The organism is Streptomyces sp. NPDC050535 (assembly GCF_044457665.1).
GTDB lineage: Bacteria > Actinomycetota > Actinomycetes > Streptomycetales > Streptomycetaceae > Streptomyces.
This window is the reverse complement of the sequence record NZ_JBITHE010000018.1, coordinates 147,970-174,317: the sequence shown is the minus strand read 5'-3', so window position 1 is coordinate 174,317 and position 26,348 is coordinate 147,970. Positions and strand designations below refer to the sequence as shown.

Here is a 26,348-nt window from a genome sequence, read left to right as displayed (position 1 = left end):
CCCTTGGGTCTACCGAGTTGTCGGCCTGGGTCTACGAGTTGCCGGCCTGGCTGTCGACGCGTTCGGCCAGGCGGCCCATGCGGGTGCGGGCCGATTCGAGCTGTTCGAGGTCGTCGGCGGCCGGGCCGCCGTCGGCCGCGAGTTCGGTCCACACGCCGATCAGGTCGCGGCCGAAGGCCAGGCCCTGCGAGGGCTCGCGGATCGCGCGCCAGGCGGTCGCCGCGCTCTGGACGTTGCCGTACGCGGCCTCCGGGTCCAGGCTCCGGCGGTGGATCCGGGCCAGGTCGAGCGACACGCGGAGGGCCTGGGGCGCGTCGTCCGCCAAGTAGGCGATGTAGGCGCCCAGTTCGCGCAGCCGCAGCACCTCCGGGTGTTCCGGGCCCAGTGCGTGCGCGGCCTCCGCGACAGTCTGCTCCGCCGAACCCGCGGCTTCCTCGATCCTGCCCTGCTGCACCGCCTCGTTGATCCGGGCCACGGGTTCCGCCAGGAAGGCCGCCTCGCCCGGCAGTTCGGGCACCGGCGCCAGTACCGCTTCGGCGACGGCGTCGAAACCCCGCACGGGAACGGGCTTCGGCTCCGGCTCCGGCTCGTGCGCCAGGTCGGGGTCGAAGCCCATCAGGGACCTGGGGGGCGTCCGCCTGGCGGCCGGATCGGGCGCCGGGCCGAACTCACCCGTCGGGGGCCCCGCCACTCCGGGCGGGGTGCCCCCCGGCTCGTGCACCGTCCGCAGGGCGTAGGGCGACGGGGCGGGAGTGCTCGGCTCGGGGCCGGTGGCCGCCGGAGGCCAGACGGGGTCGGGCCGCGGGGCGGGCGGCGCCGGGGGCCGGCCTGCCGACGGCATCGGCGGAACCGGCCGGGCCGATGTCGGCGGGGTCGGCCGTGTCGGCCATGCCGCTGGCTTTCGCGGCTGCCCGGCCTCGGGCTCACGCTGATGCGGCTGTGACTGTGGGTGCAGCTGTGACTGTGGGTGCGGGTGCCGCTGCGGATCCGGGTGCGGATACGGCTGCTGCTGCGAAGACTGCTGCGGCCGCGGATCCGGATGCTGTGCGTACGGGTAGGCCTGCGGACGTGGCTGCGGAGACTGCGGCGGTCGCGGCTGGAATCGGCGCGGCTCCCCCATGTAGGCGCTCGACCCGTCCACGTACACCTGTATCGGTACGACGTAGCCGGTGCGTTCGTCGTGGATCTCGGCGAGGACGGGCCGGGCGGTGGAGAGGGCGAGGTGGTGGAGGTGGTCGAGGACGGCGGCCTGGACGTTCTGGCCTGGGGCGGAGAGCACCGGCCTGCCGTCGACCACGGCCCCGCTGCCCCCGGTCAGCGCGATTCCCTCCGCGGAGGCGTACACCCGCACCTCGACCGGAGTCACCCCGGCGGCCGGATACCCCCCGGACTCCCCGGGATCGGCACCCTGCTCAGCGCGCCGCTTGAGTTCCCGCTTCTGTTCGCGGCTGAGTCGAGACATCGTGCCCTCACTCGGGGTGATCGGGGGAGGAAGGGGGACAGGGAGGCCGCAGAGGAGAGCGGCTGGTGGGAGGCGCTCGCGTGGGTACGCGTGCCCGTCCAGACGGTACGGCACACACCCGCCTGCCCACCCTGGTCCCGCGGACCACAGCACGTCAACGCCGACGATAGCGTCGGCCACCCCCGACGCCGACCATCCCCGGGGACGGGAGAACCGCCTGGACGACTGCATGCGTACGCATATATTGTGCACGCATGCAGTCGCGGCAGCCGCCGTTCGTCTCGCGCAACCCAGGGGGACCCATGAGCCGTCACTTCCTGTTCCTGCTCGGCAGCAGCCGTCCCGACGGCAACACCGAGCTGCTGGCCCGCAAGGCCGCCGAACAGCTGCCCGCGGAGGTCGAACAGCGGTGGCTGAGCCTCGCCGAGCATCCCCTGCCGGAATTCGAGGACCTGCGCCACGACAGCGACCACGTCCGCCCGACCGGGGGCAGCACCGGCCTGCTCCTCGACGCGACACTCGCCGCGACGGACATCGTCATCGCGTCGCCGCTGTACTGGTACTCGGTCTCCGCGCCCACCAAGCGCTACCTCGACTACTGGTCGGGCTGGCTGCGCACCCCCGGTGTCGACTTCAAGGCCACGCTGGCGGGGCGCAGCCTCTGGGGCGTCACCGCGCTGGCGCACGAGGAGCAGGAGGTCGCCGACCCGCTGACCGGCACCCTCAACCACTCGGCCGCGTACATGGGCATGCGCTTCGGCGGAGTCCTGCTCGGCAACGGCAGCAAGCCCGGCGACGTACTCCACGACACCGAGGCGCTGGCCCGCGCGAAGACGTTCTTCGCCCAGCGGCCGCCGCTCGCGCGGTTCCCCTACGACAGCTGACTCGCGCGCGCCGGATCACCGACCCGGACGGCGAACCGGGCGGGGCTCAGGCCGTGATGTCCTTCGTCGTGAAGCGCGCCCAGGCCGCCGAGCCGAACACCGCCGCGTACAGGGCTTGCAGGCCGAGGTTGCGGACCAGGTCGTCCCAGTACACCGGGTCGCGCATGAGGTCGGCGAAGGACAGCCAGTAGTGGGAGAAGAAGTACGGCTGGAGGGCGTGGAGTTGGGGGATCTGATCGAGGATCTGGATGGTGATGAGGAGCCCGACGGTCGTCGCCATCGCCGCGATGCCGCTGCTCGTCAGCGTCGAGATGAACAGGCCGAGCGCCGCGACCCCGATCAGTGACGCGGCGACGACCAGGGCGATGAGCAGGGCTCTGCCGAGTCCCTCCGCGAAGCTGATCCGGGTGCCGGAGATCGTCGTCAGCTCGCCGAGCGGGAACAGCAACGCTCCCGTCGCGAGCGCCGAGGCGGCCACGACGAGGGTCGCGACCAGGCAGAACGTCATGGTGGTCGCGTACTTGGTGAGCAGCAGACGGGTGCGGCCGGCGGGGGCGACCAGGAGGTAGCGCAGCGTCCCCGCACTGCCCTCGCCCGCGATCGCGTCGCCCGCGATGACGCCGATGGCCATCGGCAGGAAGAAGGGGAGCGTCGCGGCCAGCGCGGTGAACACCAGGAACAGGCCGTTGTTGGTGATCTGCGAGATGAACGCCGGGCCCTCGCCACCGCCGCCGGGGCCGCCGCCCGATCCGTCGCCCGTCTCGATCTTGATGGCGATACCGATGAGGACGGGCACCGCGGCGAGCACGCCGAGCAGCGCGAGGGTCCGCCACCGCCGGAAGGTGGTGATCAGCTCGTTGCGGAACAGCCCGAACGTCCACAGCGGGCTGGGCGCACGCACCGCTTCGGCCTGGGTGATGACCTCAGCCCGCGACATCGAAGCCCTCCCCCGTCAGCGCGACGAACGCGTCCTCCAGCGAGGCCCGTTCGACCCCGAAACCGCGGACCCGGACACCCGCCGTGACCAACGCGGCGTTCAGCTCGGCGAGTTCGCGCTCCGGAGGCTCGGCGGTCACCCCGGTCTCCGTCACGACGAGGTCCGCGACTCCCTGTTCCTTCAGTACCCGGGCCGCGTCCGCCGGGTCGGGAGTCGTCACGACCAGCCGGCCGCGCGCGCCCGCCGCGAGCTCGGCCACCGCGCCCTGGGTGATGAGCCGGCCCTGCGCCATCACGGCCGCGTGCGTGCACACCTGCTCGATCTCGTCGAGCAGGTGCGAGGAGAGGAAGACGGTCGTGCCGTCGGAGGCCAACTCCCTTACCAGGGAGCGGATTTCGCGCATGCCCTGCGGATCGAGGCCGTTGGTGGGCTCGTCCAGGACGAGCAGGCGGCGGGGCTGGAGCAGCGCCGCCGCGAGCCCGAGCCGCTTTCATTCCGAGTGAGTACGCCTTCGCCTTCTTGCCCGCGGCGGCGGCGAGCCCGACCCGGTCGAGGGCGGCGGCGACGCGGGTACGCCGGGTGCGGGGGTCGGCGGTCGGGTCGGCGGCGTCGTACCGCATGAGGTTGTCGCGCCCGGAGAGGAAGCCGTACAGCGCGGGGCCCTCGATGAGCGCGCCCACCTGCGGGAGCACGGCGCGGGTGGCCCGGGGCATGGGCCGCCCCAGGACACTCGCCGTTCCCGAGGTCGGCTCGATCAGGCCCATCAGCATGCGGATGGTGGTGGTCTTGCCCGAGCCGTTCGGTCCGAGGAAGCCGAAGACGCTGCCTGCCGGGACGGTCAGGTCCAGGCCGTCGACGGCGAGCTGTCCGCCGCGGAAGCGTTTGGTGAGCGCACGGGTGACGATCACGGTGTCCTCCACCGTGGTCGCCGCGACCGTGCTCACCGCCCCTCCCGCGTCGTCCACCGGGTCGGGCTCCGCGGCGGACAGTTCCTCCATGGACTCCTCGATTCGTGCTGTGCCTACGAGGCCTTGCCTGCGGGGCCTTGGCTGCGAGGCCCCGCCTCCGAGGCCTGTGCCTCCGAGGCCTACTTGGCCGCGTTCGCCGCCTTGACCAGCGCGTCCTTGGTGACGGCGCCGGCGTACACCTTGCCGTCGTCCGTGATCAGCGCGTTGACCAGGCGGGTCGAGAAGACCGTGCCGGAGCCGAACTTGCCGGTGACCTTGTCGCCGAGGGAGTCCAGGAAGCCGTCGACGTCACCGTTGCCGGAGGAGTCGGACGGTACGCCCTCGCCGCCCGTGTCGAACCGGGCGACCGCGTTCCAGCCCTCGCCGATGGTCTTCAGCCCTTCGAGCCCGTCGAATCCTTCGAGCCCCTCGCCCAGGTCCTCGCCGGACTTGCGGGAGGTCTCCGGCGTCTGTGCGGCGTCGCCCTCGGTGACCTTCGCGCCCTTGGGCGGGGTGAAGGCGAAGGTCGACGCGGCCGGCCTGGAGAAGTCGACCTTGGTGAAGCCGGCGTCCACGACGGCCGCGCCGCCGCTTGCCGGGGTCAGCGTGAACTTCAGCGGCAGCCCCGTCTTCGAGTCGACCGCGATGGTGATCGCGCCGATCGTCGAGCCGGACTGCTTCGGCTTGATGACCAGCTTGTACGCGTCGCGGCCCGCGACCTGCGCGGTGCCGTCGACGGTCACGGAGGTGGTGTCGTCGACGGCCTTGAGCGCCTCGTCGGCGAGATCCTTGGGAGTGGCCGGGACGCCTTCCGGCGCCGTCTCCTTCCCGCGCTCGGACTTGGGCACGGTCGAGTGGTAGACCTCGTTCGACTCGCTGTCGTACCCCCACACGTCCGTGCCGTTGTGGATGAGGCTGTACTCGGCGGCGCTGTCCAGCAGGGAGACCTTGGTCCTGTCCGGGCCGTCGGCCGCGACGCGCAGGGTGTGCGTGCCGGAGGCCAGCTCCATGAGCTTGGAGGACGGGTCGGCGGACGAGCCGTCGCCGCCCTGTACGGCTCCGGAGGCGAAACTGCTCTCCAGGCCGCCCAGGTCGGGAAGGCCCAGGTCGGTGCTGATCTTGACCGTGCCGGACAGCTGCTCCACGTCCGACTTGGCGATCTTCTCGATGAGCTGCTGGGCGCTGATCTTGGGCAGATCCGGGTCACCGGAGTCGGCGAGCGCCGGGACGAGCCCGATGGTCGCCGCCGCCAGCCCCATCACCGTGACCGGGACGACGTAACGCGCCGCTTTCCGCCGGCCGGCGCGCACGTCCTCGGCCTCGTCGGCGCTCGTGCTGTGGTCGGATTCGTACGGTGCCATGTCTGCCTTACCTCCGTCGTCGGCGGCGGCTCGTCGCGCTGCACTGGTCCACCCTTAGCCGCCATTCTCACCCGAACCGGTGAGGAGTGGTGTTCTCAATATGACCAAATCGGCGGGAGGGAAGCGTCAGACCCCGGGCTCAACTCCACGTACTCCTGCGGTATGACGCGAGAAGGCGGCGCCTCCCCCAACCCGTAGGGGTTCGGAGGAGGCGCCGCCTCTTGGGCCATACGGTCAGCGCTGCACGAACACGTAGTCGGCCTGGTAGGGCACGCCCACGATGGCGCCCGGCGTGCAGGATCCGGCCGGGGCGACGCCGCCCACGGTGTTGAGGCGGAGGATCTCCTGCGTGCCCGCCAGCAGGCCGTGGGCCTTGCCGGACTGGGTGGCCTGGAGATCCAGCTCGGCGATGTTGTTCCCGTTCGGGGTCCTGCTGGTCACCGCGCCGGTGACCGCACTGCCGTCGGGCGCGATCCACTGCGGTGTTCCGGAGTTGGGCGCTACGAACGAGTGTGCGATGTGGCCGCGGAGTACGGCGGAGACGTCGCGCTGGGCGAAGGCGTGTCCACCGCCCTCGACCGCCTTGCACTCGTAGATCTGCTCGCCCTTGACCACGGACGCCTGGAAGTTCTTCAGGGCGTCGCGGAAATCGAAGGTGCCGGTGACCTTGTGGAGCTGGCCGCGGACGGCTCCGCCCGGGAAGCGGGCGGTGTGCAGGTTGGCGTAGAACGAACCCGGGTCGTTCTTCAACTGCTCCAGCAGCGCCGCGTCCTTGACCGTGACGGTCCCGGTGACGCTGCGGCCCCTGCTCCTGGCCAGCAGCTTCGTGAAGTCGACCTTGACGCCGCCGTTGCCGGCCTTGGCGCCCTGGTGGATGTGCAACGCGGTCGGTTTGCCGGTGCCGCGCCACTTCACGGCCACGGACACCTTGTCGCCGTCGATCCTGACGAACTCCAGCGCCGTGCCGTCCTGGTCACCGACGGCCGGGCCGCCCTGGACGGGCACCTCGTTGGCGGCGTTGAGGCTGGTGGCGAGGATCGTGCCGGTCTCGGCACCACCGCTCGTACCGGCGGCGGCCGCCGGGAGGGTGGCGGCGGCGACACCGCCCGCGGCCAGGACCGCGACACCGGCGAGGATCAGGCTCTTGCGACGCGCCGTGAACGTGACGTTGGATCCCATGGTTCCGATTCTCCCCATATATCAGCTGACGCCCCCTGCGTCGGCTTCGGGGAGGTATACGGACCAGGTCTCGGACCGAGCTCAACCCAGGAACGTGACCTGCGCCACAGCGGGGCCGCGGACGAGCGGGATCACTGTCGAGGAGGGCCGCGGTCGAGTGAGGTCACGGGCGAGCAGGGCCACGGCCGAGTGAGGTCACGTCGAGCGGGGTCACTCGGCCCGGTGCGCCACCCGCTTCGTCCGGCCCGGTGCGCGCACCCGTTTCAACCCGCCCGGTGCGCCCAACGGCTGCAACCCGCCCGGTGCGCCACCCGCTTCAACCCGCCCGGTGCACCACCGCGTCGCACAGCTCCACCAGCGCGGCCTTCGCGTCGCACTCCGGCAGCGGCGCGAGCGCGGCGCGCGCGTCCTGCGCGTAACGCACGGTGTCCCGCCGGGCCTGCTCGAGGGCGGGATGCGTCCGCAGCCGGGCCAGCGCCTCGGCGTGCCGGGCGTCGTCCGTCAGGTCGGAGTCCAGCAGCTCGCACAGCGCGATGTCCTCGGCGAGACCGAGCCGCGCCACCCGCTCGCGCAACCGCAGCACCGGCATCGTGGGAATCCCCTCGCGGAGATCGGTCCCCGGCGTCTTCCCCGACTCGCGCGAGTCGGAAGCGATGTCCAGGACGTCGTCCGCGAGCTGGAAGGCGACACCCAGTCGCTCGCCGTACTGCGTCAGCACGTCCACGACCGTCTCGTCGGCCCCCGACATCATCGCGCCGAACCGGCAGGCGACGGCGACCAGCGAACCGGTCTTGCCGCTGAGCACGTCGAGATAGTGGTCGACCGGGTCACGCCCGTCGCGCGGACCCGCGGTCTCCAGGATCTGGCCGGTGACCAGCCGTTCGAACGCCTCGGCCTGGATGCGGACGGCCTCGGGCCCGAGGTCCGCCAGGATGTAGGAGGCGCGCGCGAAGAGGAAGTCGCCGGTGAGGACGGCCACCGAGTTCCCCCAGCGGGTGTTCGCGCTGTCCACCCCGCGCCGCACGTCCGCCTCGTCCATCACGTCGTCGTGGTACAGCGTGGCGAGATGCGTCAGCTCGACGACCACGGCCGAGGGCACGACACCCGGCGCGTACGGATCACCGAACTGCGCCGCGAGCGTCACGAGCAGTGGCCGGAACCGCTTCCCGCCGGCCCGCACCAGGTGCTGGGCGGCTTCCGTGATGAAGGGAACCTCGCTCTTGGTGGCTTCGAGCAGACCCTCCTCGACAGCCGCCAATCCGGCCTGGACAGCGGCTTCGAGAGCCTGGTCCCGCACGCTCAGCCCGAACGGCCCGACGACGGTCACGAGAGGTTCTCCTGTCTGCTGACGATCACATGGCGAACTCGGTCGATCATTCGGCCGGTGACGCGGTTTGTCGATGTGTCGCTGCCATCACTCAAGTCAGCGTATCCGGTCACGTTTCGATCACCACGAGCGCCCACCGTCCCCATAGTCGACTTCCCTCACCAGTTCCCCCGGGCGGAACGGACACTCCGGGTCCGAACGGCAGGGAACCCTCACCCGAACGGAAGGCGGATTCGCGCCCGGGCGGTATGAGATCACGAGCGGTATGTTCTTGATCAAATCGTCCGATCCGATGTACGCCGCTGCCCTGCGGAACCGTTCAGCCGTCCCACCGAACCGTTCGACCGCCCCGCCAAGCCGTTCGTTTTCAGCCAGTACCCCGCGAGGAGACCGGCAGCCGTGCCCCGAAGCACCGTCGAAACCGCGCCCGGCGACGAGTCGCCTCCGCCGCCGGGTGACGACCACGCCTTCTTCGGCCAGCCCAGAGGCCTGCTCACCCTCTCCGGCCTGGAGGTCTGGGAGCGCTTCTCGTTCCTCGGCATGCAGGCGATCCTCGTCCTCTACTTCGCCGACACCGTCGCGCACGGCGGCATGGGCATGTCGCCGGGCACGGCCGCCTCGGTGTCCGCCGCGTACGGCACGCTCGTCTACCTGGTCTCGGTCGCCGGCGGCTGGCTCGCCGACCGCATCCTCGGCTCGTACCGCGCGGTCCTGTGGGGCGGCGTCCTGATCGCCTGCGGCCACTACTCCATGGCGGTCCCGACGGCCACCATGACCTGGGTCGGCCTGGGCCTGATCAGCGCGGGCACCGGTCTGCTCAAGCCCAACGTCGCCACCATGGTCGGCAAGCTCTACCGCACCGAGGACGACCGCCGCGACGCCGGGTTCGCCCTCTACTACATGTCGATCAACATCGGCGCGTTCGCGGGCCCGCTCGTCACCGCCTGGCTCGGCGACCACCGGGGCTGGCACTGGGGCTTCTCCGCGGCGGCGGTCGGCATGACGTTCGGCCTGGTCCAGTACGTCACGGGCCGCCGTCACCTGGCCGGACGCAAGCGCGCCGCGGAATTCGCCCTCGCTCCCGACGCGATGCGCCGCGCGGTCCCGCTGATCGCCCTCGGCCTCCTGGCGGTGGCCGCGGTCGCGGCGCTCCTCGCCGTCGCCGGCTACCTGACGATGGACCGCTTCGTCGACCTGCTCACCCTCGTCTCGGTGATCGCGCCGGTCGTCTACTTCGCGGTGATGTTCCGGAGCCCCCGCGTGACGGACGCCGAACGCGGCCGGCTGCGCCCGTACATCGTCCTCTTCCTCGCCTCGACCGTCTTCAACTTCATCCTCTTCCAGGCGTACTCGACGATGATGCTGCTCGCCGCGTCGAACGCCGAGACCACCATCCTCGGTTACGACTTCCCGGCCGGCTGGTACGCCTCCGCGCTCGGCGCCTTCGAGGTCGCCCTGGCGCCCGTGGTCGCCGCGTTGTGGGTCCGGATGGGCCACAACCAGCCGCACGCCTCCAACAAGATCGCGATCGGGGTCGTACTCGGCGGTCTGTCCTTCCTCCTGATCGTGCTGCCGACGAGCGGTCACAGCGGCGACGACTACCTGATGTCGGCCTGGTGGATCGTCGGCTCGTACCTGCTGCTGGGCCTCGGCGACGTGCTCCTCGAGACGTCCGGCATGTCCGCCACCACCAAGCTCGCCCCCGTCGCCTTCTCCAGCCAGACGATGTCCCTCTGGTTCCTGTCCCTCGCACTAGCCAACGGAATCCAGGCCCAGACCGTGAAGCTCTACGACGACGTGTCCAAGCCCGCCTACTTCGGCGTCAACGGCGCGATCGCGGTGGCCGCGGGCCTCGCCGTGATGGCACTCGCCCCCTGGCTGCGCCGCACGATGCACCCCGTCCACTGAAGCCACTGGGATCCCACCATGCGCATCCGTACGTCCTTCCCCTACGAGTCCGCTCACGAGGACGTCCTCATCCCCCTCCCGGACGGCACTCGCCTGTACGCCCGAGTCTGGCGCCCCCTGACCGACGAGCCCGTGCCGGCGCTCCTCGAATACCTCCCCTACCGCCTCACGGACTGGACCGCGCCGCGCGACTGGCAACGCCATCCCTGGTACGCCGGTCACGGCTACGCCTCCGTCCGCGTGGACGTCCGCGGCCACGGCAACTCGGAGGGCCTGCCTACGGACGAGTACTCGGAGGTGGAGCTGGCGGACGGGGTGGAGGTGGTCAACTGGCTTGCCTCCCAGCCCTGGTGCTCGGGCAAGGTGGGCATGTTCGGGATCTCCTGGGGCGGTTTCAACTCCCTCCAGATCGCGGCACTCGCGCCCGAGCCGCTCAAGGCGGTCGTCACCGTCTGCTCGACGGACGACCGCTACGACAACGACGTGCACTACATGGGCGGTTCCGTCCTCGCCGTCGACATGCACGCCTGGGCGGCCACCATGCTCGCCTTCGCCGCCCGCCCGCCGGACCCGGCGCACGTCGGCGAGGTGATGTGGCACGACATGTGGGCCGAGCGCCTGGAGGCGGTGGAGCCTCTCCTCCACACCTGGCTGTCGCACCAGACCCGGGACGCGTACTGGAAACACGGCAGCGTCTGCGAGGACTACGGCGCGATCCAGGCCGCCGTCCTGGCGGTCGGCGGCTGGCACGACCCCTACCGGGACACCGTGTTGCGCCTGGTCGAGAACCTGCCACCGGATCGCGTACGAGGCCTGATCGGCCCCTGGTCGCACCAGTACCCCGACAGGGGCCTGCCGCCAGGACCGGCGATCGGCTTCCTCCAGGAGACGCTGCGCTGGTGGGACCACTGGCTGCGCGACGGCGACACCGGCGTGATGTCCGAGCCACTGCTGCGCTCGTACGTCATGGACTCGCACCCTCCGGCCACCGTGTACGACGAACTGCCCGGCCGCTGGGTGGGCGATGAGGCCTGGCCGTCCCCCTCCGTGACACCGGTGTCGTACGAGCTCCAGGGCGCTCCGGTCCTGATCCGCTCGCCGCAGCACACCGGTGTGGACGCCGGCCGCTTCTTCCCCTTCGGGAACGACGCGGACCTGCCGCCGGACCAGCAGGAGGAGGACGGGCGCTCGGCCTGCTTCGAGTTCGAAGTGCCGGAGGAGACCTGGGTGTTGGGCAGGCCGAAGGTGCGGCTGCGGCTCACGTCGCACGCCGAACGCGGTCAAGTCGTCGCCCGGGTATGCGACGTTGCTCCGGACGGCTCCTCGACACTCGTCACCCGGGGCGCACTGAACCTGTCGGCGCGCCATGGCCGTGACCTGGTGGCCCCCTGGAAACCGGGCGCCACCGAGGACGTGGTCATCGAGCTGAACGGCATCGGCTACGCCTTCCCGCCCGGTCACCGGATCCGCCTCGCGATCTCCTCCGCGTACTGGCCCTGGATCTGGCCCCAGCCGGGCTCCGAGGCGGGTTTCACCCTCGATCCGGACGGCAGCGGTCTCGAACTCCCGCTGCGGGCAACGCGGTCGGCGTTCCCGATCGTCTTCGAGGATCCGGAGCAGTCCGAATCGCCGGCGGTGGTCGTACCGGCGACCCTGGACGAACCCCGGCCCGAACGCCTCGTCGTGCGGGACGTGGCCAAGGGCGAGTGGCGTCTCGAGGTCGATCCCCGCTACGGCGGCACCCGCGTCTATCCCGACGGCCTCGAATTCACCGAGGACGCACAGGAGACGTACACGATCAACGAGTCCGACCCGCTCTCCGCCCGCACCCGTTCGACCTGGTCGATCCGCCTGCACCGGCCGGACCTGCCGTGGGACGCGCGGGTCTCGACGACGTCCGAAATCTCCTGCGACGCCGAGGACTTCATCACCTCGAACGAGGTGATCTGCCGGGACGGGGACGAGGTGGTCTTCCACCGGACGTGGGAGAAGAGGATTCCGCGGACGGCTGGTTAGGGCGCGGGGGCAGGGGGCGCCCCCGGGGGGGCGATAGGACGAGGGCCGAGGGCGCGGCCCCTCCGGCGGACTGTCCGTCTTGTGAATAAATTGCCTGTGGTGCCGCTTTGTTCACGCTTGATGGCGTGAAATGGGTCACGTCCGGACAAGATCGACCCCTCGCCCCGCCACACAATTAGCCATTCGCAAAAGGTAAGTTGAGTTTCACATTCCGGCACAATCGGGCGATTCTCCCTGCCGTGCGCTGCGCTGAAAGCGATCTACACCGCCACATCGGGCCTTGTTCCGGACATGTGCTCTCGCATACGTTCACGTCGATCCAGGCGGAACGCCGAATCCTGCCGCCGCCCGGAAACCCAGCCATCCACACGCTCACGGCAGGAGCGGGGGACCCAGGTAAGCCGCCGATCCGGACGCCGGACCGGCTAGGGGTGAAGCCGCACCCACCCATGCGGCCGGGCAGCTCCCGCCCGAACCCGACAGCTCACCTCGCAGGCGCCGGAGAGGAATTCGTCATGCCCGCACGAGGCAAGCACCGCCGTCCCAGGACCAGCCACCTCACCCGCGGCATCGTCGCCGCGGGAACGGGCGCAGCCGCGCTCGCACTCCCCCTGGTGAGCGCGACCGGCGCGCACGCCGCCGTCCCCGACGTCAAGCTCGTCACGTACAAGGTCGTCTCGGGCGACACGCTGTCCAAGATCGCGCGAGAACACACGACGGACGGCACCTGGCAGACGCTCTACAAGGCCAACGCCGCGGTCATCGGCTCCGACCCGAAGGTGCTCCGCCCGGGCACCACGCTGACCGTGGGTACGAAGAACACGAAAACCACCCAGACAGCCACGAAGGCGGCGAACTCCGCGGCCTCCGCGACGTCCGCGACCTACACCGACGATCTCGACGGCTGGATCAAGGAATCCCTGGCCATCATGGCCGAGAAGGGGATCCCCGGCAGCTACGACGGCATCTACCGCAACATCATCCGCGAGTCCGCGGGCAACCCCGTCGCCATCAACAACTGGGACTCCAACGCCGCCGCAGGCACCCCCTCCAAGGGCCTCCTCCAGGTCATCGACCCGACCTTCACCGCCTACCACGTGGCCGGCACCTCCATGGACCCCTACGACCCGGTCGCGAACATCACGGCGGCCTGCAACTACGCCGCGGCGAAGTACGGGTCGATCGACAACGTCAATGGGGCTTACTGAGGGGGTAGTTGAGGTGGGTGGCCGCGGCGGGTCCCGGTGGTCCGGGGTCCGGCGGTCCTGGGGGTCCCGGCGGTCCAGGGGTTCCAACGGCCCCGGGGGTCCCGGCTGACTCTGCTGTCGAAATTCACGTGCCGAGTCGCGGGCGGGGGCGTTACGCTCCCCGCGATGATGACTCAATCCGCTCGTAGATCGGAGGTCCCATTCGCGCAAGGTGAGTGCTGATGCTCACTCAGAACGCGAATGGGGACTCCCGCTTTTCCTTCTGGCCGCGCGTGCGCGAGTTCGCCGTGCCGCCCTCGATGATCGAGACCGCGACCGCCCGCCGCCGTGCCGGGGACTGGGCCGGGGCGTGTGCCGCCGCGGGCATCGACGTCGACCTCAGTCCGCGTTCCGTGGCGCGCAGCCATGGTCGCGACCTCGCTGCCCGGATCCGGGCCGATCTCCGCCATCTGGCTCCCGACCTGCTGCGCTGGCATCTGCCGAGGGTCGCTCCCGACGGGCTGTTGCGGCCGGGGCTGACCATCGCACTGGCCCGGTACGAGTCCGAGCCCAACCCCGATTCCGTCTCCGACGGCGCTGAGCGCGGTGCGGAGCATCCCGTGTACCTCGTGGTCCGGACTCCGCCGGCCTGGGCGGACTCCGGCCAGCGGATCAGCCTCGCGCTGTGGGGCGGGCCCCGCTTCGAGCCCGACGTGGCCCGGCATCCGCATCCCCACCTCCGTCCCAACCGACGGTTCCGCCTCGACCTGCACCGGCATCTGTGGGATGCGCGCAGGAGCGATGAGCTGGGGGTGCGGTCCGGGGCCGGTCGGTTGTCCGACGCTCCGGTGGATCCGGGCCCGGGTTCGGAGCCGGCTCCGGATCTGCCGGGGATGGTCGGGGTGGTGGCACAGGGGCGCCCGTGTGCCGTTGACCGGTGGGCCGCCGAGGCCGGGATTCTGCTTCGCGCCGAGGGGCGCGCGAGTGGTACCGGTGCGGTCTCCGTTCGGCTCGGGGCCCGGCGTCGGTTGGTGCTGGAGCCGGTCCCGGACGCGAGCGGGGACCGGGATGCCCCCGGGGGACCCGCCATACGGATCTCCGCGGCGCCGAAGGACGGGAGCGACTCCGCACTGCCGGTGCTGCCCGACGCGGCGACCTGGGTGTTGCCCGACCTTGAACTGATCCGGACAGGTGCGGTCGAGCTTGACCGACTGCATCCGCTGGTCGCGTCGGCGTTGAGGCCGGAGGAGTCGTGGACGGGGGTGCGCTCCGTTCCGGCACCGGGTCTGGGTCCGACCGCGAGTCTGGGCCCGGGTTCGGGTCCGGGTTCGGCTTCGGGTTCGGCTCCGGGTCCGGGTCCGGGTCCGGGTCCGGCTCCGGGTCCGAGTCCGAGTCCGGGTTCGGGTTCGGGTTCGGCCTCGGGTCCGGGTCCGGGTTCGGCCTCTGGCCAGGGCGTGACCCCTGGCCAAGGCTCGGCCCCCGGCCAAGGCGCGGCCTCCGCCCCGACCCCCGCCGCAGGGCAACCGTGGCTCGTGGAGTGCCGAGGGTCCACGCATCGGATCGGGCTGGTCAACGGGGTACTGGCGGCGATGGACCACGACCCCACCGAGATCCGTCGCGAGGAATTGCTGGTCGAACTGACCGGCACCCCGCTTCCCTGCCTGCGGGCCATCGACGAGGCGCACCGCCGTCCGGACTGTCTCGTCGGCGTCCGTGAACGCCTGATCCATGGCGACATCAAGGGCGCGCTGGCCGTCGTGGAGGGCCTGTTGGGCCCCGACGCGGTACTACGCGGCGGCGCGCTACGTGACGAGTTGGAGGCGGCGGCGGCCCGGCGGATCACGTACGGGCTGTTCAGGGCGGGCCTGATCGAACCCGGCCCCGGCCGCCTCCACTTCCACCCGGACTGTCACCGGCCACGTGAACGCCGTACCCATTCGCACCACGCGGTCTCCGGCTGACCTGCGCCCTCACCCATCGGATCCTTCGGTCCCTCGACCTCTGGCCGACCGCCGCTCCCCCGCTACAAACCCACCCCGCTACGAACCAAAAGGTGATCACACATGCCCACACGCACCCCGTTCTCCGCTGCTGTCGACGAGCTCCTCTTCGACCCGACCCCCGTCTCCCAACTCGACGTAGCCGGCGAGCTGCTGACCTTGTTGCGCGACGCCGACACCGAACCGCGCCCCGACATCCAACTGGAGGCCCTGACACTGGCCGTGGCCGCCGACCTGCCCGTACTCCTGTGGGGCGAGCCGGGGATCGGCAAGACCGCGGCGCTGACGCAGTTGGCCGTGGCGCTGGACCTGCCGCTGACCACGGTGATCGCCAGCGTGCACGAGCCGTCCGACTTCTCGGGGCTGCCCATCGTCGGCGACGACCCCGCGGAGCAGGGTGTCCCGATGGCCCCGCCGGACTGGGCGGTCCGCCTCGTACGGGCCGGCCAGGGACTGCTGTTCCTGGACGAGTTGTCCACCGCGCCGCCCGCCGTTCAGGCCGCGCTGCTCCGCCTCGTGCTGGAGCGGCGCATCGGTTCGCTTCAACTCCCGCCCGGGGTAAGGATCGTGGCCGCCGCCAACCCGCGTTCCTCGGCGGCCGACGGCTGGGAACTGAGCCCGCCGCTGGCCAACCGGTTCGTCCATCTCCACTGGACCCACGACCACGACGTGGTCGTACGCGGTCTCGGCGGGACCTGGCCACGGGCGACGCTGCCACGGCTCGACGCGGAGAAGCTGCCGGAGGCCGTACGGTTCGCCCGCCGCGCGGTGTGCGAACTCCTCGCCGCCCGCCCCACCCTCGTACACCGGTTGCCCAGCAACGAGACCCGCCGGGGTGGCCCCTGGCCGTCGCCCCGAAGCTGGGAGATGACTCTGTTCCTGATCGCTTTCGCGACCGCGGCGGACTCCTCCCGGGAGGTGCTCTCCCTGCTGGTCAGGGGCACCGTCGGGGACGGGCCGGGGCTCGAACTGCTGGCGAGCCTGGACCGGTTGGACCTGCCCGACCCCGAGGTGCTGCTCGCCGACCCGGCGGCCGCGGAGCTGCCCGAGCGGGGAGATCTACGTCAGGCGGTACTCGACGGTGTGGTCGCGGCGGTCCGCAAACGCCCCGAGAGGTCCCGCTGGGACGCGGCGTGGGCGCTCCTGGTCCGGGCGCTGGAAACCGGAGCCCCCGACCTGGTGGTCGTCCCGGCGACGACACTCGCCACGCTGCGCCGGGACGACTGGGACGTTCCCGCGTCGATCGAGAAGCTCGCCGGAGCGGTCACCCTGTCCAGGCGGGCGGACCAGTCGGTGTCCCGGGCCGCCGCGCTCACCACGAAGGCGGGCCGCCGATGACCGCGGGTAGCCCGGAGACACCGGAAGCACCGGGGGCACCGAAGACGCTGGACCTCGACAAGCTCTTCGCCGCCCGGATGCACGCCGCCCGGGTCCGGCCCTACCTGGCGACGGCGCTGTTCGCCCTGCACACGGTGGAGTCGCGGACCGTGCCGACGATGGCCGTCGACCGGTACTGGCGGTGCTATGTCTCGCCGGCGTTCGTGGACCGGATGCCGGTGGAGGACCTCGCCGGTGTGTGGGTGCACGAGGTGTCGCACCTGCTGCGTGACCACCATGGGCGCAGTGACCGGGTCGCGAAGGAGCGCGGGCTGACCGGCCCGGGAGAACGGCTGCGGATGAACATCGCCGCCGACTGCGAGATCAACGACGACGTGTTCGGCGACGGGCTGGTCCGGCCCCAAGGAGCCGTCCAGCCGGTGTCGTTGGGACTGTCCGAGGGTGAGCTCATGGAGGACTACCTGCGCCGGTTCAGTCTCGGGCCGCTCACCCAGAACCTGGTCTGGCTGGACTGCGGCAGCGGCGCCGACGGACTGGACCGTGAGTGGGAACTCGGACCGGACGGCGCGCACGGCCTCAGCCCGCAGGAACGTGACCTGGTCCGGTTCCGGGTGGCGCAGGGCATCACCGCCCGCCCGGGAAGCACCCCGCGGGGGTGGAAACGGTGGGCGGAGGAGGCGTTCCACCCGCCGCAGCCATGGCGGGAGTTGCTCGGAGCGGCGGTCCGCTCGGCGGCCTCCGGCTCCGGCGCGGGCGAGGACTACACCTACGGCCGCCCCTCCCGGCGCTCGGCCGGAGTGCCCGGCGCCGTTCTGCCGAGCCTGCGGCGCAGGCCGCCGCGGGTCTGCGTGGTCATCGACACCTCCGGATCGGTCAGTGACGCCGAACTGGGCAGCGCACTCCTCGAAGTCGCCGCGATCTCCCGTGCCGTGGGCGGCCGTCGCGACCTGATCACCGTGGTGCCGTGCGACGCGTCGGCCCGGATCGCGCACCCGCTGTGCCGAGCCGAGGGAATTCCGCTGCTGGGCGGCGGGGGTACTGACCTGCGCTCGGGCTTCGCCAAGGCACTGCGAACCGGATCCCGGCCGGACGTCATCGTGGCCCTGACCGACGGCCAGACGCCCTGGCCGAGCACGCGACCTCCGTGCCGGACGGTGGTGGGCCTGTTCCCCCGCCGGCACGAACCCTCGTCATACAACGAGAACGACCCCGACTACGTACCGGACTCACCACCCGAGTGGGCCCGCGTGGTGGACATCGGATCGGCCACCACGGCCCACTGACCAGCACTCCATTCCGCCCGTCCCACCCGTCCGGCAGCGCACATTCCCTGCCCCCTGCCCCCTGCGAGCCGAGCTACGAACCGAAGAGCCGCTCCAGCACCACCGCGATCCCGTCGTCCTCGTTCGAGAGGGTCACTTCGTCGGCGACGGCCTTCAACTCCGGATGGGCGTTGGCCATCGCCACGCCGCGCGCGGCCCAGTCGAACATCGGGATGTCGTTGGGCATGTCGCCGAAAGCGATGGTGGCGGAGGCGGTGAGACCGAGGTGGCGGGCGGCGAGGGCCAGTCCCGTCGCCTTCGTCACGCCACATGGCTGGAGTTCGACTGTCCCCGGCCCCGACATGGTGACGGTCGCGAGCGAGTCGACCACCGCACGTGCCGTCGTCGCCAACTCGTCGTCGGACAGAAAGGGATGACGGAGCAACACCTTGCTGATCGGCCGCGTCCACAGGCCGTCGCGCCGGTGCACCCGCACCGCCGGGAGCGTCGGATGCGGCATCACATACCCCGGCTCGATGAGCGTGAGCCCGTCCACACCGTCCTGGTCCACGGCCGCGTAGACCTGCCCGACCTCCGCCTCGATCTTGCCGAGCGCCGTCTCGGCCAACTCCCTGTCCAGGGTCACCGACCACAACAGACGGTCCGCCGCCGCGTCGTACAACTGTGCCCCCTGCCCGCACACCGCCAGCCCCTGGCCTCCGAGTTCGTCGAGCAGCGGGCGCACTCTGGGCGCCGGCCGGCCCGTCACCACCAGATGCCGGGCACCCTGGGCCGCGGCCCTCTTCAACGCGGCCCGCGACCGGTCGGAGAGGGTGTCGTCGCCGCGCAGCAGCGTTCCGTCCAGGTCAGTGGCGATAAGTGAATACGCAGTCGGAGCGGCCATGATCCGAAGAATACGGATCGAACGACTCAACGGCCCGGCGTGAACCGGACGACGTCCGGTATCTCGTCAGCAACGCCGTTCACGGCACGGAAGACACGGACGTCACAGGAGCAGACGCAGCGCCGACCCCAACGCCACCTGGAGTTGGGCCAGTTGTCCGCGCGAGCCATACGGGCCCATACGAGCACCACACCCAAGACCCACCGCCCCACGGCGAAGCCCAGAATCCTCAACCCCTGAATCCCCGCACAGCCACCCACACACCAGACTTGTCAGGACATTACGAACTCATCAGGCACTGCCACAGCGAGCCCACTCCCCCGTAACGTGTGCCCCGACCACACGGAACACGCGGATCGCGACAACCGGACGGAAAGCACAAACCACATGGACCGCGCGCACGGACCGTGCGGACCGCGAACCACACACCACCCACGCCGCATACCCGGCACCCATCACCCATCACCCACACCACATAAACCCCATACACCGACACCGCACGGCGAGTACGCACCCGCAAGCCACGAGAGCGAGGCACCACCCGATGCCCCCCTTCGACGTCCCCGAGGGCGATCCCTTCGGCCCGCACAACCTGCCGTACGGCGTGTTCTCCCTGAACGAGCCGCCCACGAACACCCCGGCCGGCACCCGCACGGGACACATGACGGAACGCACCACGGAGAGCCCCACGGAACGCACTGTCGGTGTCCGCCTCGGCGACCACGTGCTCGACGCGGGCGCGGCTGCCCGGGCGCTCGGCTCCCCGTACGCCGGACTGCTCGCCCGGCCGACCCTGAACCCGCTACTCGCCGCCGGCCGCACCGCCTGGTCGGACGTCCGCCGCGCCCTCACCGCATGGGTCACGGTCCCGGCCCACCGCGAGACGCTCGAACCCCACCTCCACCCCCTCTCCGAGGTGACCCTGCACCTCCCCTTCGACGTCGCGGACTACGTCGACTTCTACGCCTCCGAGAACCATGCCCGGAACGTCGGCCAGATCTTCCGCCCCGACGCCGCCGACTCCCTCACCCCCAACTGGAAGCACCTGCCCATCGGCTATCACGGCAGGTCCGGCACGGTCGTGGTGTCAGGTACGGAGGTGGTTCGCCCCTCTGGCCAGCGCAAGGCGCCCACCGACGCGGACCCCCTCTTCGGCCCGTCCGTCCGACTGGACATCGAGGCGGAGGTCGGCTTCGTGGTCGGCGCCCCCTCGCCGATGGGCACTCCCGTCCCCCTCTCCGCCTTCCGCGACCACGTCTTCGGCCTCTGTCTCCTCAACGACTGGTCGGCGCGCGACATCCAGGCCTGGGAGTACGTCCCTCTCGGTCCCTTCCTGGGCAAGTCCTTCGCCACATCGGTGTCCGCGTGGATCACCCCGCTCGACGCCCTGACCGACGCCCAGGTCGCACCCCCGTCACGCACCCACCCCCTCCTCCCCTACCTGGACGACTCCGAGGACGAACCCGGCGGCTACGACCTCCGCATCTCCGTGGCCATCAACGGCCACGTCGTCTCCGAACCCCCCTTCTCCACCATGTACTGGACAGCCGCCCAGCAACTGACCCACATGACGGTCAACGGCGCCTCCCTGCGCACCGGCGACCTCTACGGCTCCGGAACGGTGAGCGGCCCCTCCGAGTCCGAGCGCGGCTCCCTCCTGGAACTGACCTGGAACGGCCGCGACACCCTCGACCTCCCCGACGGCAAGCGGACGTTCTTGGAGGACGGCGACGAAGTGACCATGACGGCCTGGGCCCCAGGCCCCGGCGGCACCCGGGTGGGCCTCGGCGAGGTAACGGGACGCATCACACCCACCCCCTGAGCCACCCCCGGCCCTCACGGAGAGCCACAAGCCACACAACCAGCAACCAGCAACCAGCAAGCCCCACGCACCCGCGGCCACAGGACGGCGGAAGGGGGCGTGCCGGTACGTCCACATGCCCGTCGCGTACGTTCGCGTCACCGGACGGCCCCCACACTCGCCCGACGTCTGATCCGGCGGCGACGGGCGGGACGTACCGGCACGCCCCCGCCCCCCACCGGCCGGGCGGGCGCCCACCTGCAAGCCCACGCCCAACGACCACCCGACCGGTGGCAGACCTCGCCCCGCCGAGCTAGGCCCAGTCCTCCGGTTCCGGCTCCTGATCCATCTCCGGCCAGTCCGGATCCGGCGCCTCCCCGACCACCGGAGCCGCAGCTTCACCGACCGCCGGAGCCGCGCCGTCACCGACCACCGGACCCGCCGATCCGCCGACCGCGGAACCCGCCTCCCCGGACCCTCGGCCGAGCGAGCCAAGCACCCCCAGCACTCCCTCGCCATACGTCGCCAGCTTCTTCTCCCCCACCCCACTGATGGTGCCCAGCTCCGCCACCGACGCGGGCCACAGCGTGACAATCTCCCGCAGCGTCGCGTCGTGGAAGATGACGTACGCCGGAACACCGTTCTCGCGCGCCTGCTCGGCGCGCCAGGCCCGCAGCGCCTCGAAGGCGGGGACAAGCTCCGGGGACAGCTCCGCCACGGCGGCCTTGGCCTTCTTCTCCCCTCGGGAGGAGGACGAGCGAGCGGCCACCACCGGCTTCGGCGGCTCCTTACGCAACGGCACCTCCCGCTCGCGCCGCAGAACCGTCCCACTCGCCTCGGTCAGCGCCAGCGTCCCGTACTCGCCCTCGACAGCGAGCAGCCCCTGTGCCAGCAACTGCCGTGCGACACCGCGCCATTCGGACTCGGACAGGTCCTCACCGATGCCGAACACGGACAACTGGTCGTGGTCGAACTGGATCACCTTGGCGGTCCGCCGCCCGAGCAGGATGTCGACGATCTGGACGGCGCCGAACTTCTGCCCGCGCTCGCGCTGCAACCGTACGACCGTGGACAGCAGCTTCTGCGAGGCGACCGTGCCGTCCCAGGTCTCGGGCGGCGCGAGGCACGTGTCGCAGTTGCCGCACGCGGGGGTGTGCGGGTCCTGGCCGAAGTAGGCCAGGAGCTGGGAGCGCCGGCACTGGGCCGTCTCGCACAGGGCCAGCATCGATTCCAGGTGGGCGCCCGCCCGGCGCCGGAACGCCTCGTCGCCCTCCGAGCCCTGGATCATCTTGCGCTGCTGGACCACGTCCTGAAGCCCGTAGGCCATCCAGGCCGTGGACGGCAGTCCGTCGCGCCCCGCCCGGCCCGTCTCCTGGTAGTAGCCCTCTACGGACTTCGGCAGGTCGAGGTGGGCGACGAACCGTACGTCCGGCTTGTCGATGCCCATGCCGAAGGCGATGGTGGCGACGACGACCAGGCCTTCTTCGCGCAGGAACCTCGACTGGTGGCGCGCACGGGTGCCCGAGTCCAGGCCGGCGTGGTAGGGCACCGCCTCGATGCCGTTGCGGGCGAGGAACTCGGCCGTCGCCTCCACCGACTTGCGCGAGAGGCAGTACACGATGCCCGCGTCGCCCGCGTGCTCCTCGCGCAGGAAGGCCAGCAGCTGCTTCTTGGGGTCGGCCTTCGGGACTATCCGGTACTGGATGTTGGGCCGGTCGAAACTCGCCTCGAAGTGGCGGGCGTCCGGCATGCCCAGGCGCTGGGTGATCTCCTTGTGCGTGGCGCGGGTGGCGGTGGCCGTCAGCGCGATCCGCGGGACGTCCGGCCAGCGCTCGCCGAGCACGGAGAGCGCCAGGTAGTCGGGGCGGAAGTCGTGCCCCCACTGGGCCACGCAGTGCGCCTCGTCGATCGCGAACACGGAGATCTTCCCGCGCGACAGCAGGTCAAGCGTGGTGTCCAGGCGCAGCCGCTCGGGAGCCAGGTAGATCAGGTCGAGCTCTCCGGCCAGGAACTCCGCCTCGACCACCCGGCGCTCGTCGAAGTCCTGCGTGGAGTTCATGAAACCGGCCCGCACGCCCACCGCCCGCAGCGCGTCCACCTGGTCCTGCATCAGTGCGATGAGGGGGGAGACCACAACGCCCGTGCCAGGTCTTACCAGGGCCGGAATCTGGTAGCAGAGCGATTTGCCGCCACCGGTCGGCATGAGGACGACGGAGTCACCGCCCGACACCACATGCTCGATGATCGCTTCCTGCTCGCCGCGGAAGGCGTCGTACCCGAAGACCCGATGGAGCGTGGCCAGCGCCTCGCTCCCACCCAGCGTCTCCGTCGTACCCGCTTCGGTCATCACACCCGTCCCACCCATCGCCCGTCCCCCGTCCGTCATGCTTCGCCCACGACAGCCACCATAGGCCTCCGCACCGACAGCCTCGGAGTTATCCACAGGCTGCCCCTCGGACCACCCCGCCCTCACCCCCCAGACCCACCCCGCCCTCACCCACGGGCCCACCCCCGGCGGCCTGCTCGCGTCCTGGAACTCGACGGCGCGCTGCCCCTGAAACACGTCGGGACCCTGCTCCCCGAGGAGCGGGTCCCGACGCGTACACGGCGCGGCTCAGCGCACGAACACCCCGGCCTGGCCGGCCAGGTCCAGGAAGTACTGGGGCGCCACACCCAGCACCAGTGTGACCGCCACGCCCACCGCGATGGCCGTCACGGTCAGCGGCGACGGCACGGCGACCGTCGGGCCGTCCGGGCGCGGCTCGCTGAAGAACATGAGCACGATCACCCGGATGTAGAAGAACGCCGCGATCGCAGACGAGATCACACCGACCACGACCAGCGCGCCCGCGCCGCCCTCGGCCGCCGCCTTGAACACGGCGAACTTCCCGGCGAACCCGGAGGTCAGCGGGATGCCGGCGAAGGCCAGCAGGAAGACCGCGAACACGGCCGCCACCAGCGGTGACCTGCGTCCGAGTCCCGCCCACTTGGACAGGTGCGTGGCCTCTCCGCCCGCGTCCCTCACCAGGGTCACCACGGCGAACGCGCCGATCGTGACGAACGAGTACGCGCCCAGGTAGAAGAGCACCGAGGAGACGCCGTCCGGCGAGGCCGCGATGACACCCGCGAGGATGAACCCGGCGTGCGCGATGGACGAGTACGCCAGGAGCCGTTTGATGTCGGTCTGCGTGATCGCGACGATCGCACCGCCCAGCATGGTGACGACCGCGACGGCCATCATGACCGGCCGCCAGTCCCAGCGCAGACCGGGCAGGACGACGTACAGCAGCCTGAGCAGCGCGCCGAAGGCGGCCACCTTCGTCGCCGCCGCCATGAACCCGGTGACCGGTGTCGGAGCGCCCTGGTAGACGTCCGGGGTCCACATGTGGAACGGCACCGCGCCGACCTTGAACAGCAGACCCATGACGACCATCGCGGCGCCGATGAGCAGCAGCGCGTCGTTGCCCATGGTGCCGGCGAGTGCCGGGTCGATGTTCTGGATGGTGCCGTCGACGACCTGCGCGATCGTGGCGTACGACACCGAGCCCGCGTAGCCGTACAGCAGAGCGATGCCGAAGAGCGTGAACGCGGAGGCGAAAGCGCCGAGCAGGAAGTACTTGACGGCCGCTTCCTGTGACATGAGCCGCTTGCGGCGGGCCACGGCGCACAGGAGGTACAGCGGGAGCGAGAAGACCTCCAGCGCGATGAACAGCGTCAGCAGGTCGTTGGCCGCCGGGAAGATCAGCATGCCGCCGACCGCGAAGAGCAGCAGCGGGAACACCTCGGTGGTGGTGAACCCGGCCTTCACGGCGGCCTTCTCGCTGTCGCTGCCGGGTACGGACGCCGCCTGCGCGGCGAACGAGTCGACCCGCTTGCCGTGCGCCTCCGGATCGAGCCGCCGCTCGGCGAAGGTGAACACGCCGAGCAGTCCGGCCAGGAGGATCGTGCCCTGGAGGAACAGCGCGGGTCCGTCGACGGCGATCGCGCCCATGGCCGCGATGTGTGCCTTCGTGGTGCCGTACCCGCCCGCCGCGAGCGCCACGACCGCGGCGAACGCGGCGGCGAGTGCGAAGGCCGACACGAACACCTGGACGTGGTATCGAGACTTGCGCGGGACGAACGCCTCGATCAACACCCCGACGATCGCCGCCCCGATGACGATCAAGGTGGGCGACAATTGCCCGTATTCGATCTTCGGCGCGTCGATCTTGGAGATCGGTTCGGCCGCGGTTGTCCACAGGCTGTGGACGGCTGTTGCGCTCACTTGGCCGCCTCCACCTCGGGCTGGGGGTCCGTTTTATGGACGTCTGACATGGTCTGCTTGACCGCCGGGTTGACGATGTCGGTGAGCGGCTTCGGGTAGACGCCCAGGAAGATCAGCAGTGCGATCAGCGGGGTCACGACCAGAAGCTCACGCACCCTGAGGTCGGGCATCTCCGCGACCTGCGGCTTCACCGGGCCCGTCATCGTCCGCTGGTAGAGGACGAGGGTGTACAGCGCGGCGAGCACGATGCCGAAGGTGGCGATGATGCCGACGGCCGGATAGCGCGCGAACACGCCGACCAGGACGAGGAATTCGCTCACGAAGGGCGCGAGCCCGGGGAGTGAGAGGGTCGCCAGGCCGCCGATCAGGAAGGTGCCCGCGAGCACCGGGGCGACTTTCTGCACCCCTCCGTAGTCGGCGATCAGACGCGACCCGCGCCGCGAGATCAGGAAGCCCGCCACCAGCATCAGGGCGGCCGTCGAGATTCCGTGGTTGACCATGTAGAGCGTGGCGCCCGACTGGCCCTGGCTGGTCATCGCGAAGATGCCCAGGATGATGAACCCGAAGTGCGAGATCGACGCGTACGCCACCAGCCGCTTGATGTCCCGCTGGCCGACCGCGAGCAGCGCCCCGTAGATGATGCTGATGAGCGCCAGTACGAGGATGACGGGCGTCGCCCACTTCGAGGCCTCGGGGAAGAGCTGGAGGCAGTAGCGGAGCATCGCGAAGGTGCCGACCTTGTCGACAACCGCCGTGATCAGCACCGCGACCGGGGCCGTGGACTCTCCCATGGCGTTGGGCAGCCAGGTGTGCAGCGGCCACAGCGGTGCCTTCACCGCGAACGCGAAGAAGAAGCCCAGGAAGAGCCACCGCTCGGTGTTGGTCGCCATCTCCAGCGAACCGTTGGCCCGGGCCTCGGCGATCTGCTGGAGCGAGAAGTTTCCGGCCACCACGTAGAGCCCGATGACGGCGGCCAGCATGATCAGGCCGCCGACCAGGTTGTAGAGGAGGAACTTCACGGCGGCGTACGACCGTTGGGTGGCCGCCACTTCGTCGCCGTGCTCGTGGGCCTTGTCCCCGAAGCCGCCGATGAGGAAGTACATCGGGATGAGCATGGCTTCGAAGAAGATGTAGAAGAGGAAGACGTCGGTGGCCTCGAAGGAGATGATCACCATCGCCTCGACGGCCAGGATCAGGGCGAAGAAGCCCTGCGTGGGCCGCCACCGCTTGTTGCCGGTCTCGTGCGGGTCGGCGTCGTGCCAGCCCGCGAGGATGATGAACGGGATCAGCAGCGCGGTCAGCGCGACGAGCGCCACCCCGATGCCGTCCACGCCGAGTTCGTAGCGCACTCCGAAGTCCGCGATCCAGGCGTGGGATTCGGTGAGCTGGTACCGGTCGCCGTCGGGGTCGAAGCGCAGCAGGACCACGACCGCCAGCACGAACGTGGCCAGCGAGACCAGCAGCGCCAGCCACTTGGCGGCGACTCTTTGCGAGGCCGGCACGGCGGCCGTGGCGATCGCCCCGAGGGCCGGGAGCACCGCCGTCGCTGTCAGCAGAGGAAACGACATCGG

General features: G+C 70.7%; 17 protein-coding genes, 1 pseudogene and 1 riboswitch. Of the genes and pseudogenes, 8 read left to right on the top strand and 10 right to left on the bottom strand.

Annotated features, from left to right (window positions below; all coding sequences use genetic code 11):
* Positions 1-31: 31 nt before the first annotated feature.
* A complete protein-coding gene (locus tag ACIBLC_RS31950; RefSeq protein WP_399214818.1) occupies positions 32-1,462 on the bottom strand; it encodes a tetratricopeptide repeat protein in 1,431 nt (476 codons plus the stop codon).
* Between the two features lie 302 nt (positions 1,463-1,764).
* Here ACIBLC_RS31950 and ACIBLC_RS31945 point away from each other — a divergent pair, with 302 nt between their 5' ends.
* Positions 1,765-2,346: a flavodoxin family protein gene (locus ACIBLC_RS31945; protein WP_399214817.1), complete on the top strand. Its 582-nt coding sequence runs from the start codon at positions 1,765-1,767 to the stop codon at positions 2,344-2,346.
* A 46-nt stretch (positions 2,347-2,392) separates the two neighbouring features.
* Here ACIBLC_RS31945 and ACIBLC_RS31940 read toward each other — a convergent pair whose 3' ends face one another.
* The 5 genes and pseudogenes from ACIBLC_RS31940 to ACIBLC_RS31920 form a co-directional block, all read right to left on the bottom strand.
* A complete protein-coding gene (locus ACIBLC_RS31940; protein ID WP_399214816.1) occupies positions 2,393-3,283 on the bottom strand; it encodes an ABC transporter permease in 891 nt (296 codons plus the stop codon).
* A pseudogene (locus ACIBLC_RS31935) lies at positions 3,270-4,281 on the bottom strand (ABC transporter ATP-binding protein). Before ACIBLC_RS31935 ends, ACIBLC_RS31940 begins: the two are co-directional and overlap by 14 nt.
* An 89-nt stretch (positions 4,282-4,370) precedes the next feature.
* Positions 4,371-5,591: an outer membrane lipoprotein carrier protein LolA gene (locus ACIBLC_RS31930; RefSeq protein ID WP_399214815.1), complete on the bottom strand. Its 1,221-nt coding sequence runs from the start codon at positions 5,589-5,591 to the stop codon at positions 4,371-4,373.
* A gap of 234 nt (positions 5,592-5,825) precedes the next feature.
* Entirely contained in the window at positions 5,826-6,770 is a 945-nt protein-coding gene (locus ACIBLC_RS31925) for a CHRD domain-containing protein (protein WP_399214814.1), read from the bottom strand.
* A 316-nt stretch (positions 6,771-7,086) separates the two neighbouring features.
* Positions 7,087-8,097, bottom strand: a complete 1,011-nt coding sequence (locus tag ACIBLC_RS31920; protein WP_399214813.1) for a polyprenyl synthetase family protein — start codon at positions 8,095-8,097, stop codon at positions 7,087-7,089.
* A 399-nt stretch (positions 8,098-8,496) separates the two neighbouring features.
* Here ACIBLC_RS31920 and ACIBLC_RS31915 point away from each other — a divergent pair, with 399 nt between their 5' ends.
* The 6 genes from ACIBLC_RS31915 (at position 8,497) to ACIBLC_RS31890 (ending at position 17,829) form a co-directional block, all read left to right on the top strand.
* Positions 8,497-10,005: a peptide MFS transporter gene (locus ACIBLC_RS31915; protein ID WP_399214812.1), complete on the top strand. Its 1,509-nt coding sequence runs from the start codon at positions 8,497-8,499 to the stop codon at positions 10,003-10,005.
* Between the two features lie 18 nt (positions 10,006-10,023).
* A complete protein-coding gene (locus tag ACIBLC_RS31910) occupies positions 10,024-12,021 on the top strand; it encodes a CocE/NonD family hydrolase (protein WP_399214811.1) in 1,998 nt (665 codons plus the stop codon).
* 359 nt (positions 12,022-12,380) lie between these two features.
* A riboswitch (cyclic di-AMP (ydaO/yuaA leader) is annotated at positions 12,381-12,532 on the top strand.
* A gap of 4 nt (positions 12,533-12,536) precedes the next feature.
* A complete protein-coding gene (locus ACIBLC_RS31905; RefSeq protein ID WP_399214809.1) occupies positions 12,537-13,229 on the top strand; it encodes a LysM peptidoglycan-binding domain-containing protein in 693 nt (230 codons plus the stop codon).
* A 221-nt stretch (positions 13,230-13,450) separates the two neighbouring features.
* Positions 13,451-15,169 (top strand): hypothetical protein, encoded by a 1,719-nt coding sequence (locus tag ACIBLC_RS31900; RefSeq protein WP_399214808.1) that lies wholly within the window; start codon positions 13,451-13,453, stop codon positions 15,167-15,169.
* Between the two features lie 102 nt (positions 15,170-15,271).
* Positions 15,272-16,546 carry an AAA family ATPase gene (locus ACIBLC_RS31895; RefSeq protein ID WP_399214807.1) on the top strand — a complete coding sequence of 425 codons (1,275 nt, stop codon included), beginning with the start codon at positions 15,272-15,274 and terminating at the stop codon, positions 16,544-16,546.
* On the top strand, positions 16,543-17,829 hold the full coding sequence (locus ACIBLC_RS31890) for a VWA-like domain-containing protein (RefSeq protein WP_399214806.1): 1,287 nt from the start codon (positions 16,543-16,545) through the stop codon (positions 17,827-17,829). The genes ACIBLC_RS31895 and ACIBLC_RS31890 overlap by 4 nt, the downstream gene beginning before the upstream one ends.
* Before the next feature lie 73 nt (positions 17,830-17,902).
* On the opposite strand, the gene ACIBLC_RS31885 is transcribed toward ACIBLC_RS31890, so the two are convergent.
* Complete coding sequence (locus tag ACIBLC_RS31885) at positions 17,903-18,712, bottom strand: HAD family hydrolase (protein WP_399214805.1); 810 nt, start codon at positions 18,710-18,712, stop codon at positions 17,903-17,905.
* 544 nt (positions 18,713-19,256) lie between these two features.
* Between ACIBLC_RS31885 and fahA the strand changes: the two genes are divergently transcribed.
* A complete protein-coding gene (fahA, locus tag ACIBLC_RS31880) occupies positions 19,257-20,534 on the top strand; it encodes a fumarylacetoacetase (protein WP_399214804.1) in 1,278 nt (425 codons plus the stop codon).
* A gap of 292 nt (positions 20,535-20,826) precedes the next feature.
* On the opposite strand, the gene recQ is transcribed toward fahA, so the two are convergent.
* The 3 genes from recQ to ACIBLC_RS31865 form a co-directional block, all read right to left on the bottom strand.
* Positions 20,827-22,878 carry a DNA helicase RecQ gene (gene recQ, locus ACIBLC_RS31875; protein ID WP_399214803.1) on the bottom strand — a complete coding sequence of 684 codons (2,052 nt, stop codon included), beginning with the start codon at positions 22,876-22,878 and terminating at the stop codon, positions 20,827-20,829.
* Between the two features lie 249 nt (positions 22,879-23,127).
* Positions 23,128-24,777, bottom strand: a complete 1,650-nt coding sequence (gene nuoN, locus ACIBLC_RS31870) for an NADH-quinone oxidoreductase subunit NuoN (protein WP_399214802.1) — start codon at positions 24,775-24,777, stop codon at positions 23,128-23,130.
* The gene (locus ACIBLC_RS31865) at positions 24,774-26,345 is read right to left on the bottom strand and encodes an NADH-quinone oxidoreductase subunit M (protein ID WP_399214801.1); all 1,572 of its coding nucleotides are present in this window, start codon (positions 26,343-26,345) and stop codon (positions 24,774-24,776) included. Before ACIBLC_RS31865 ends, nuoN begins: the two co-directional genes overlap by 4 nt.
* Between the last annotated feature and the right edge of the window lie 3 nt (positions 26,346-26,348).

What these genes read in the sequence shown, in the direction of transcription:
- ACIBLC_RS31865 (WP_399214801.1), bottom strand. Translation starts at nt 26,345, where the DNA reads ATGTCGTTTCCTCTGCTGACAGCGACGGCGGTGCTCCCGGCCCTCGGG.
- recQ (WP_399214803.1), bottom strand. Translation starts at nt 22,878, where the DNA reads ATGGGTGGGACGGGTGTGATGACCGAAGCGGGTACGACGGAGACGCTG.
- ACIBLC_RS31950 (WP_399214818.1), bottom strand. Translation starts at nt 1,462, where the DNA reads ATGTCTCGACTCAGCCGCGAACAGAAGCGGGAACTCAAGCGGCGCGCT.
- ACIBLC_RS31900 (WP_399214808.1), top strand. Translation starts at nt 13,451, where the DNA reads ATGCTCACTCAGAACGCGAATGGGGACTCCCGCTTTTCCTTCTGGCCG.
- fahA (WP_399214804.1), top strand. Translation starts at nt 19,257, where the DNA reads ATGCCCCCCTTCGACGTCCCCGAGGGCGATCCCTTCGGCCCGCACAAC.
- ACIBLC_RS31895 (WP_399214807.1), top strand. Translation starts at nt 15,272, where the DNA reads ATGCCCACACGCACCCCGTTCTCCGCTGCTGTCGACGAGCTCCTCTTC.
- ACIBLC_RS31885 (WP_399214805.1), bottom strand. Translation starts at nt 18,712, where the DNA reads ATGGCCGCTCCGACTGCGTATTCACTTATCGCCACTGACCTGGACGGA.
- ACIBLC_RS31930 (WP_399214815.1), bottom strand. Translation starts at nt 5,591, where the DNA reads ATGGCACCGTACGAATCCGACCACAGCACGAGCGCCGACGAGGCCGAG.
- ACIBLC_RS31940 (WP_399214816.1), bottom strand. Translation starts at nt 3,283, where the DNA reads ATGTCGCGGGCTGAGGTCATCACCCAGGCCGAAGCGGTGCGTGCGCCC.
- ACIBLC_RS31910 (WP_399214811.1), top strand. Translation starts at nt 10,024, where the DNA reads ATGCGCATCCGTACGTCCTTCCCCTACGAGTCCGCTCACGAGGACGTC.
- ACIBLC_RS31890 (WP_399214806.1), top strand. Translation starts at nt 16,543, where the DNA reads ATGACCGCGGGTAGCCCGGAGACACCGGAAGCACCGGGGGCACCGAAG.
- ACIBLC_RS31905 (WP_399214809.1), top strand. Translation starts at nt 12,537, where the DNA reads ATGCCCGCACGAGGCAAGCACCGCCGTCCCAGGACCAGCCACCTCACC.
- ACIBLC_RS31925 (WP_399214814.1), bottom strand. Translation starts at nt 6,770, where the DNA reads ATGGGATCCAACGTCACGTTCACGGCGCGTCGCAAGAGCCTGATCCTC.
- ACIBLC_RS31945 (WP_399214817.1), top strand. Translation starts at nt 1,765, where the DNA reads ATGAGCCGTCACTTCCTGTTCCTGCTCGGCAGCAGCCGTCCCGACGGC.